Origin of the sequence: Roseateles sp. (assembly GCF_036486225.1) — a bacterium.
Lineage (GTDB): Bacteria > Pseudomonadota > Gammaproteobacteria > Burkholderiales > Burkholderiaceae_C > Roseateles.
In genome coordinates this window covers 1-7,349 of sequence record NZ_DASVNZ010000070.1, presented here as the reverse complement: position 1 = coordinate 7,349, position 7,349 = coordinate 1, and the positions used below count along the sequence as shown (strand labels likewise).

Annotated in this window: 7 protein-coding genes; 3 read left to right on the top strand and 4 right to left on the bottom strand. The window is 69.8% G+C overall.

Annotation, left to right across the window (positions count from 1 at the left end; genetic code table 11):
• The coding region (locus VF536_RS05265; RefSeq protein ID WP_331613755.1) for a TolC family protein at positions 1 to 431 on the top strand (431 nt) is incomplete at its 5' end.
• A gap of 24 nt (positions 432 to 455) precedes the next feature.
• Here VF536_RS05265 and VF536_RS05260 read toward each other — a convergent pair.
• Positions 456 to 722, bottom strand: coding sequence for a hypothetical protein (locus VF536_RS05260; protein ID WP_331613754.1), 267 nt, complete (start codon positions 720 to 722; stop codon positions 456 to 458).
• Between the two features lie 273 nt (positions 723 to 995).
• Here VF536_RS05260 and VF536_RS05255 point away from each other — a divergent pair, with 273 nt between their 5' ends.
• Complete coding sequence (locus VF536_RS05255) at positions 996 to 1,919, top strand: spherulation-specific family 4 protein (protein ID WP_331613753.1); 924 nt, start codon at positions 996 to 998, stop codon at positions 1,917 to 1,919.
• A 64-nt stretch (positions 1,920 to 1,983) separates the two neighbouring features.
• On the opposite strand, the gene VF536_RS05250 is transcribed toward VF536_RS05255, so the two are convergent.
• Complete coding sequence (locus tag VF536_RS05250; RefSeq protein ID WP_331613752.1) at positions 1,984 to 3,627, bottom strand: glycoside hydrolase family 64 protein; 1,644 nt, start codon at positions 3,625 to 3,627, stop codon at positions 1,984 to 1,986.
• 407 nt (positions 3,628 to 4,034) lie between these two features.
• Between VF536_RS05250 and VF536_RS05245 the strand changes: the two genes are divergently transcribed.
• Positions 4,035 to 5,285: an MFS transporter gene (locus VF536_RS05245; RefSeq protein WP_331613751.1), complete on the top strand. Its 1,251-nt coding sequence runs from the start codon at positions 4,035 to 4,037 to the stop codon at positions 5,283 to 5,285.
• Here VF536_RS05245 and VF536_RS05240 read toward each other — a convergent pair.
• Together VF536_RS05240 and VF536_RS05235 are read right to left on the bottom strand one after the other, a co-directional pair.
• Positions 5,167 to 6,597 carry a DUF3526 domain-containing protein gene (locus VF536_RS05240; RefSeq protein ID WP_331613750.1) on the bottom strand — a complete coding sequence of 477 codons (1,431 nt, stop codon included), beginning with the start codon at positions 6,595 to 6,597 and terminating at the stop codon, positions 5,167 to 5,169. The two genes, VF536_RS05245 and VF536_RS05240, sit on opposite strands and share 119 nt — an antisense overlap.
• Positions 6,594 to 7,349 (bottom strand): DUF3526 domain-containing protein (locus VF536_RS05235; protein ID WP_331613749.1); only part of this gene is annotated, 756 nt, incomplete at its 5' end. The genes VF536_RS05240 and VF536_RS05235, both read right to left, overlap by 4 nt.

Below are 7,349 nucleotides of genomic sequence, written 5' to 3'. Positions count from 1 at the left end.
GCCCCGATCTGGACGGCCTCTTCAAGAGCGGCAGCGGCGTGTGGAGCATCGTGCCGCAGATCGATCTGCCGATCTTCGACGGCGGGCAACGCCGCGCCCAGGTCGAGGTCAGCGAGGCCAGCCGGCAGGAAGCGATGGCGGGTTACGAGTCCGCGTTGCAGTCGGCGTTCCGCGAGGTCGCGGATGCGCTGGCGGTGCGCGATCAACTGGCCGAGCGACTGGCCGCACAGCAGGCGCAGGTCGACGCGGCCGAGCAGTCGCAACGCCTGGCCGAGCGCAGCTACCGCCTCGGAGGCAGCAGCCAGCTGGAGCTGCTCGATGCACAGCGTCAGCTGACGACGGCCAAGCGCGCGCTCGTGACGCTTCGTCAGACCGAGCAGAGCAATCGCGTGGCGTTGCTCAGGGCGCTCGGCGGCCGCTGGACGCAGTAACTTGCGGTGCGCCGGGGTGGGGGTTCAGCGCCCCGACTTCGGCGACGCTTCGCCCTGCAGCAACGCGGTGAGCAGGCATTCGATGAAGCCGTCGCAGTTGCTGCTCGCGCGAGCGCGGTCGCTGCGGTCCTGCGCGGCGCCGCTCGCCTGACGCGCGCCGGCGCGTTGCAGGTCGATCGAGGCCTGCTGTTCGCGTGCGGCGGTCTCACCCGAGTGGGTGGCGCAGCCGGTACTCAGCGCGGCGGCGACGGCCAGCATGAGGGGCAGGCCGATGCGGCGGGTGATGGTCATCTGAAGCTCCCTGAAATCGTGTGGATGCGTGCTCGTTCTTGTGGGTGTGGGGACGGTGCATGGACCGTGTTCGAGCGCGGCAGCGGCGAAGTATTCCTCAAGCGCGCGGGGTCTGCAGGAGCCCTCCACGCGTATTTTCGCTTTCGAATAAATCGAAAATAAAGCTTTCGATTTATCTTGTAAGGAAAGAAAAAAACGTGGCGTAAACGATATTCGAAAGAATTCGGTGGCTTTCTAGACTGACCTCGTCATTCACCACGACCAGGGGACTCCATGAAGCAAGCCACGCGTCCGGGCGCCAAGTTCAGCTCGGCATTCAGCACCTTCACCCGTCTTTCCGCCGTCGTCGCGCTCGCCGGCGCGGCGGCCGGTTTCGCGACCACGGCCGCGGCGGCGCCGACCGGCTTCGGCCTGATCGCCTACTGGGGCGAGATCGCCAGCACCTACGGCGGCCAGGTGCCGACCGGCAGCTACGTCGTCATCAATCCCAACAGCGGCGCGCAAGGCCTGAGCGCGAGCCAGGTCACCAACTGGAAGGCGGTCATCGCCAACATCCGCGCGCAGGGCGGCAAGGTGCTGGGCTACGTGCCGACGGGCTACGACCGCAACACCGCCGACGAACTCGCGCGCTACAACGCGATCCCTGCCGAGCTCTCGGCCTACAAGAACACGCTGGGCGGCGTGGACGGCTTCTTCTTCGACGAGGCGGCGCACGACGACGCCGCGCTGAGCGACGCGCAGAAGTGCAGCGGCACGCCGACCAAGTGGGCCAATGTGCGCTCGATGGTGTCGGGCTCGGGCGCGGGCGGCATCAAGGTCTGGAACGCGGGCTGGCCGGGCGCAAGCGGCTGTTTCGTCAGCGCGGCGCAGTCCGGCGAGCACATCGTGATGTACGAGGCCGCGTACGCAGACTACCTCAACGGTGCGAGCTGGCTCAACGGCGACGTGCAGAACCTGGCCACCTCGCTCAACGTCAAGACCTGGCTCCTGATCCACTCCGCGACGCAGGCGCAGATGCAGGCGACGCTGCGCGGCACGACGGCCAACTACGTCTACGTGACCAGCATGACCTACAACCCCAGCCTGCCGTGGGGCGGGCCGATCTGGAACTACACGCCGACCTATTGGGGCAGCGACACGACCAGCGGGACGGAGCGGTGGTGTCTGAAGAGCTTGAAGAGCGGCGGGAACTGCTGAGCCGACTTCATGCAGAAGGCCCCGCCGGAGCGGGGCCTTCGCGTCGATGAGACCTGGAACCGGCTTACCAGCCGATCGTGTACGTCACCGTCGTCGGCGCGTTCGTGTGCAGCGACGGGCTGAAGCCGCCGACGTCGTCGTAGGCGAAGCCGTAGGCCAGGCCGTAGCCGTTCGCGGCGCCTTCCGTGCCCTTGATCGAATGGTCATGCCAGAACTTGGCGAACCAGTTGCCGCGCGTGCCGGCCGGGTAGAAGGCCGCCGGGCGGTACCAGTCGGCCGGCGTCGCCAGCACGTGGCGGTTCAGCGCCGCGCACACCTGCGCCTGGATCTGCAGCTGGATCGACTTGGCCGCGTCGGCCGGCGTGTCGACCTGGAAGCTGCCGTCGGGCTTGCGCGGATCGTCCAGCTTGCCCGCGCCCAGGAACACCTCGGCCGTGTTGGGCTTGCCGTTGATGTAGTAGGTGCCGTTCGAGCGCCCGCCGGTGAAGACGAAACGGTTGGTGCTGCCGTCCACGCGACCGCGGAAGGTGCCCAGGTTGTCCAGCGTGAAGACCAGGTCTTGCGTCTTGAAGCGGTTCCACATGTCGCCGATGTAGCCGTCCAGGTAGGCGCCGTTCACGTCGCCCGGGCGGAAGGTGAAATGCGCCGGCGCCAGGATGCGGGTGCGGTAGGGCACGTTGGCGAAGTTGGGATCCGCCAGGCTGCGGAACTCGGCCGGCACTTCCTGCTGGAACTTGGTGAACAGCGTGTCGCGCGATTCGGTCAGCGGCTCGCCCACCGTCTTGTCGTAGCCGCCCAGGCCCTGCACGCGCAGCTTCAGCGGGAAGCCGAAGTGGTCCACGCGCGTGGTGTTGATGAAGATGCCCTGGTCCGGCTGGCCCTTGGGGATCAGCGCGAATTCGCCGAAGTCGAAGATGACGTCCAGGTTGGGATCGCTCGAGTTCTCGATGTTGGCGCCGGCGTAGGCGATGTTGCCCGCGCCGTCGGTGTTGACCTCGATGAACATCGGGCTGCCCACCGACATCAGCACGCGCGCCGAGTTCACCGGCGGGATCGTGATCTGCCGGGTCTGCGACAGCGGGAAGAAGTAGTTGGCGTACTTGCGGCCGTTCTTCGTCACCGTGTTGTCGGACAGGCGCATCGGCACGACGTTGCCGCTCGCGTCGACATGCACGAACTCGCCGGTCTGCCAGCTCTTGCCGATGATGGCCCAGTAGACCTGCGAATCGGGCCAGCGGCCGTTGGTCGCGTTCTCGATCTTGAAGGTGGTCCTGGCGTTCCAGTCGGCCGGGTTCGTCGGCGTACCCGGGTTGCCGGGGTTGGTCGGCGTGCCGGGATCGGTGGTGCCGCCGCCGGTCGTGACGGTCGCGGTGAAGCGCGCGCTGTCATAGGCCGGGTTGCCGTTGTTGTAAGTGAACCAGTAGTCCACGCGCGTGCCGGCCGCCGCGCCGGGCAGCGCCAGCTCGTAGCGGGCCGCACCGCTGTTGAAGGGCATGCGCAGGTTCTGCTGCGCGCCGCCATTCAACTGGTAATGCGCGTCGACCCAGGTCGTCGCGACGTTGGACTTGAACCAGAGCGTGGCCTGGCTGCCGTTGAACGCGACGCCGTGCGAGAAGCTCGCATTGGTCTGCGCCTGCACGACGGGCACGCTGAAGCTCATCACGAGGAAGGCCAGGCACGCGCCCAGCCAGGAGAGGAGGCGATTCATGAAGTCTCCAAGAGGTTTCGATGGTGTGCTGGAGGGCACCGATCGGCACGGTCCGGCCAACGCTCTGCGACGCTCGTCCGGGTTCGCGACTTCTCTCCTGCGCCAACCATCCTAGGCAAAAGCCGCAGATTCTGAAAGCGCTTTCACGATTTCGAGGTATTCGATTGCAACGGCATGAAAGCGACGGTGGGCGCGGGTGTCATGCCGTCGTGGTGCCATCGCGGTGCCGCGGTGGTGCAGTCACGGCGTGAGGGGCGGTGCGATATCCGGGCGGGTCGCGCGGGCAGAGGAGGCTTGAAATGGGGGCTGCGGGCGAGGAGCGCCGTCCGCTGGCACGGACCTCGCTTATCGTCATGGCCGCTTTTTCCGGTTGCCCCACGTCCGATCCACGCCCCGATCCACGCCCGATGTCGACACCTTCCGCAACGTCTGAAGCCGAGTTCTCCTTCCGCAAGATCGCCGTGCCCGCCTTCGGGCCGTCGATGCTGTTCGGGCTGGGCGAGGGCGCGATCCTGCCGATCGTGCCCCTGATGGCGCGGGACCTGGGCGCGTCGGTGTCGATGGCGGCCTTCGTGGTGACCTTGATCGGGCTGGGCTCGCTGCTGAACAACATCCCGGCGTCGGTGATCACGATGCGCTGGGGCGAGCGCTGGGCGATCGTGGCCGCCGGCGTCTGGAGCGCGCTGGGCATGGCCTTGGCCGTGCTGCTGCCCGGCGTGCTGGCGCTGGGCATCGGCTGTTTCATGGTGGGCATGTCCCAGGCCGTCTACAACCTGGCCCGGCAGAGCTACCTCACCGAGGCGGTGCCCGCCGCGTACCGCGCGCGGGCCTTGTCCACGCTGGGCGGCGTGATGCGCATCGGCATGTTCATCGGTCCGTTCCTGTCGGCGGCGGCGGTGCATGCCTTCGGGCTGCAGGCGGCGTTCGGCGTCGGCATCGCGGGCGTGCTGGCCGCAGCGGCGATCGGCGCGCGGCTGCCGGACCTCGAAGCGCCCCCGCATCCCGCCGGCGCGGCCGCGCCAGCACCCGTTTCGCTGAAGTCCATCATGGCCGATCACCGCAAGGTGTTCCTGACGTTGGGCCTGGGCGTGATGCTGGTCAGCGCCGTGCGCGCGTCGCGGCAGGCGGTGATCCCGCTGTGGGCGGATCACCTGCTGCTGGCGCCGGCGGTGACCTCGCTGATCTACGGCATCTCGGGCGGCATCGAGATGCTGCTGTTCTACCCGGCCGGCCGCGTGATGGACCTGAAGGGGCGCCGCTGGGTGGCGGTGCCGTCGATGGCGATCATCGGGCTGGCGCTGCTGGCCATGCCGTTCACCGTCGGCTTCACCACGCTGCTGATCGCCGCGACGGCGATCGGCTTCGGCAACGGCATCGGCTCGGGCCTGATCATGACGCTGGGCGCCGACCACGCGCCGCGCCACGGCCGCGCCTACTTCCTCGCGGTGTGGCGCTTCCTGTCCGACGTGGGCGGATCCTGCGGACCCGCGCTGCTGTCGGCGCTGGTGGCGACGGCCTCGCTGGCCGGCGGCATCGCGGTCACGGGCCTGCTGGCGATGCTGGCGGCGACGCTGCTGGGGATGTGGATCCCGGCGCGGAACGCGGGAACGCCGGGATCCCCGGGAACGCTGGCAAAGCCGCCAGCGCCTCCGCGCTGATCCCGCGCCGGTCCATCACGCGCGGGATGAGGGCATCCCGCCAGCGATCCTCGACGGCATCGACCTCGCGCAGGTAGCGGACGTGGCTTGCCGCGTCCGTGCCGGCGAGCCGTTCTCCCGTCAGCGTCAACGCCAGGCCCGGCGACAGCCACGACCAGCGCTCGACCCACGCCGCCTGCCGCAGACGCGCGTCGTCGAAGCGGCGCATCAGCGGACGCAGCACGCGGTCCTGCGCCAGCACGCGCGGGACGAAGCTCGCGGGCCACATCGCCGGCAGTGGCGCGGGGACCTCCGGATGTCGCGCGTACCAGTCGCGGGCGAGGGCGTCTTCATGCGTCTCGCTGTCTTGCTGCGCGTCGCGGATCTGCACGATGGCGGCGAGCCGCGACGGCATCGGTGCTTCGCGCTGGGCACCCCAGATCAGGCCGGCGGGCACGACGAAGGTGAGCATCAGCCACAGGCCCAGCGCGGCGAGCATCGCCGCCGGTCCGGACAGCGGCAGCGCCGAGAGCAGTCCGCCCAGCAGCACCCAGACGCCGCAGAACGCTGCCAGTGCGAGCGCCCAGTGCGCGATCACGGTTGTCGTCGTTGCCTCGCCTGCCGCCGAGATCCCTGTGCCTGCTGGGGTCGAAGATGCTGCAGAGACGACAGCTGGCGCGCCCGGATCAAGCAGCAGCGCAGGCAGCGTGGCGAGGATCGCCACGCCCCACAACGCGAGGAGCCGCCAGCCCAGGGCCGCGACGATCACCGGCGTGACGCCGCGGCGCGCCTGCACGCGCAGCAGCCCGAGCCGACCCTGTTCGCGCTCCTCCTGCAGCAGGCCCGCGCACAGCGCCAGCGCGACCAGCGGCAGCAGCAGCGCCACCATCGCCGGCACGCCTGGGAGGCCGCTCTCGACGAGCAGCGGATTGCGCAGCGGACCGGGTGGCCGGGCGTCGACATGGCGGCTGTCGAGCGTCGCCTTCAACTGCGCCGGAAGGACGCGCAGCCGGTCGACGCCGAGCCCGAGTCCGTCGCCCACCTGCCAACGCGTCGCGCCGAGTTCGCCGCGGCCGAGCTGGTAGGTCGCCTGCGCGGCGGCGGGGCCGGGCGATGTCGCGCGGAACTGCTCGACGGCGGCGTCGATGAGCCCCGTGCGACGGGCTTCCTCAGCAGCGGCGGCCTGCCGCCATGCGCGGGCCTCGAATCCCGCCGACGAGGCGGCGGTCAGCAGCGCCAGCAGCAAGGCGCCCAGCGCGATCCACGCCAGCGGTTGGCGGCGCAGGCGCAAGCCTTCGGCGCGCCAGGTGTCGATGTCGGGAAGGATGCTCATGGGATCAGCCTCCGCGCGCTGAACCAGAGCCCGCCGAGGGCCGCCATCAGCCACAGCGCCAGCAGCCCGAGATCGGGCCCCGCCGCGCGCAGCGCGAAGCGCCAGCCGGGCGGCTCGTAAGTCCAGTCCGGGATCGCGCGCCATTGCGCGTCGCCCGCATAGCGGCTCTCGAAGGAGGTGAGGCCGCGCGTGGCGTCGCGGTCCCATTCGTCCATGCGCGTGGTGAAGGTCTGGCGGTACTGTTCGGCGGCGTCTTCGAAATGCCGGCGATGCGCGAGGTCCGTGCCCGCGAGCGCGCCGCCGACCGCGCGCATCGCCGCGTAGGGGCTGATCGCGGTCAGGCCGCGCAGCCAGGTCTGCTGGCGCAGTTGCGCCGCCCACAGCGCGTCGAAGTGCAGCGCGTGGACGCGCGCCGCGTAGGCATCGCGGAACAGGCGTCGCGCGGCGTTGGCGCCGAGCGGCAGGTCCTCCAGGCGGCTCACGCCGTGCTCGGCGAGCAAGCGGGCCTCGAAGGCCTGCAGGCGCTGCCTGGCGTCGCCGTCGCCGGGGAGCCCCTGCTCGATGTCGCGGCCGACGGCCGACCAGAAGGCCTGGCCCGTCGGCAGGGGCGCGAGGCGCTCGATCGCCGCCGCGCCCAGTCGCGGCACCAGGAAGACCGCGACGACCCACAGGCCGATCAACGCGAGCAGCGCGGCGCGGGAGCTGCGGCAGTGTGCGGAGACGATCACCGTCAACGCCGCCCAGACCGCGCA

Excerpts from the sequence above, each read along its gene's own strand:
- VF536_RS05255 (WP_331613753.1), top strand. The coding sequence starts at position 996 with ATGAAGCAAGCCACGCGTCCGGGCGCCAAGTTCAGCTCGGCATTCAGC.
- VF536_RS05245 (WP_331613751.1), top strand. The coding sequence starts at position 4,035 with ATGTCGACACCTTCCGCAACGTCTGAAGCCGAGTTCTCCTTCCGCAAG.
- VF536_RS05250 (WP_331613752.1), bottom strand. The coding sequence starts at position 3,627 with ATGAATCGCCTCCTCTCCTGGCTGGGCGCGTGCCTGGCCTTCCTCGTG.
- VF536_RS05240 (WP_331613750.1), bottom strand. The coding sequence starts at position 6,597 with ATGAGCATCCTTCCCGACATCGACACCTGGCGCGCCGAAGGCTTGCGC.
- VF536_RS05260 (WP_331613754.1), bottom strand. The coding sequence starts at position 722 with ATGACCATCACCCGCCGCATCGGCCTGCCCCTCATGCTGGCCGTCGCC.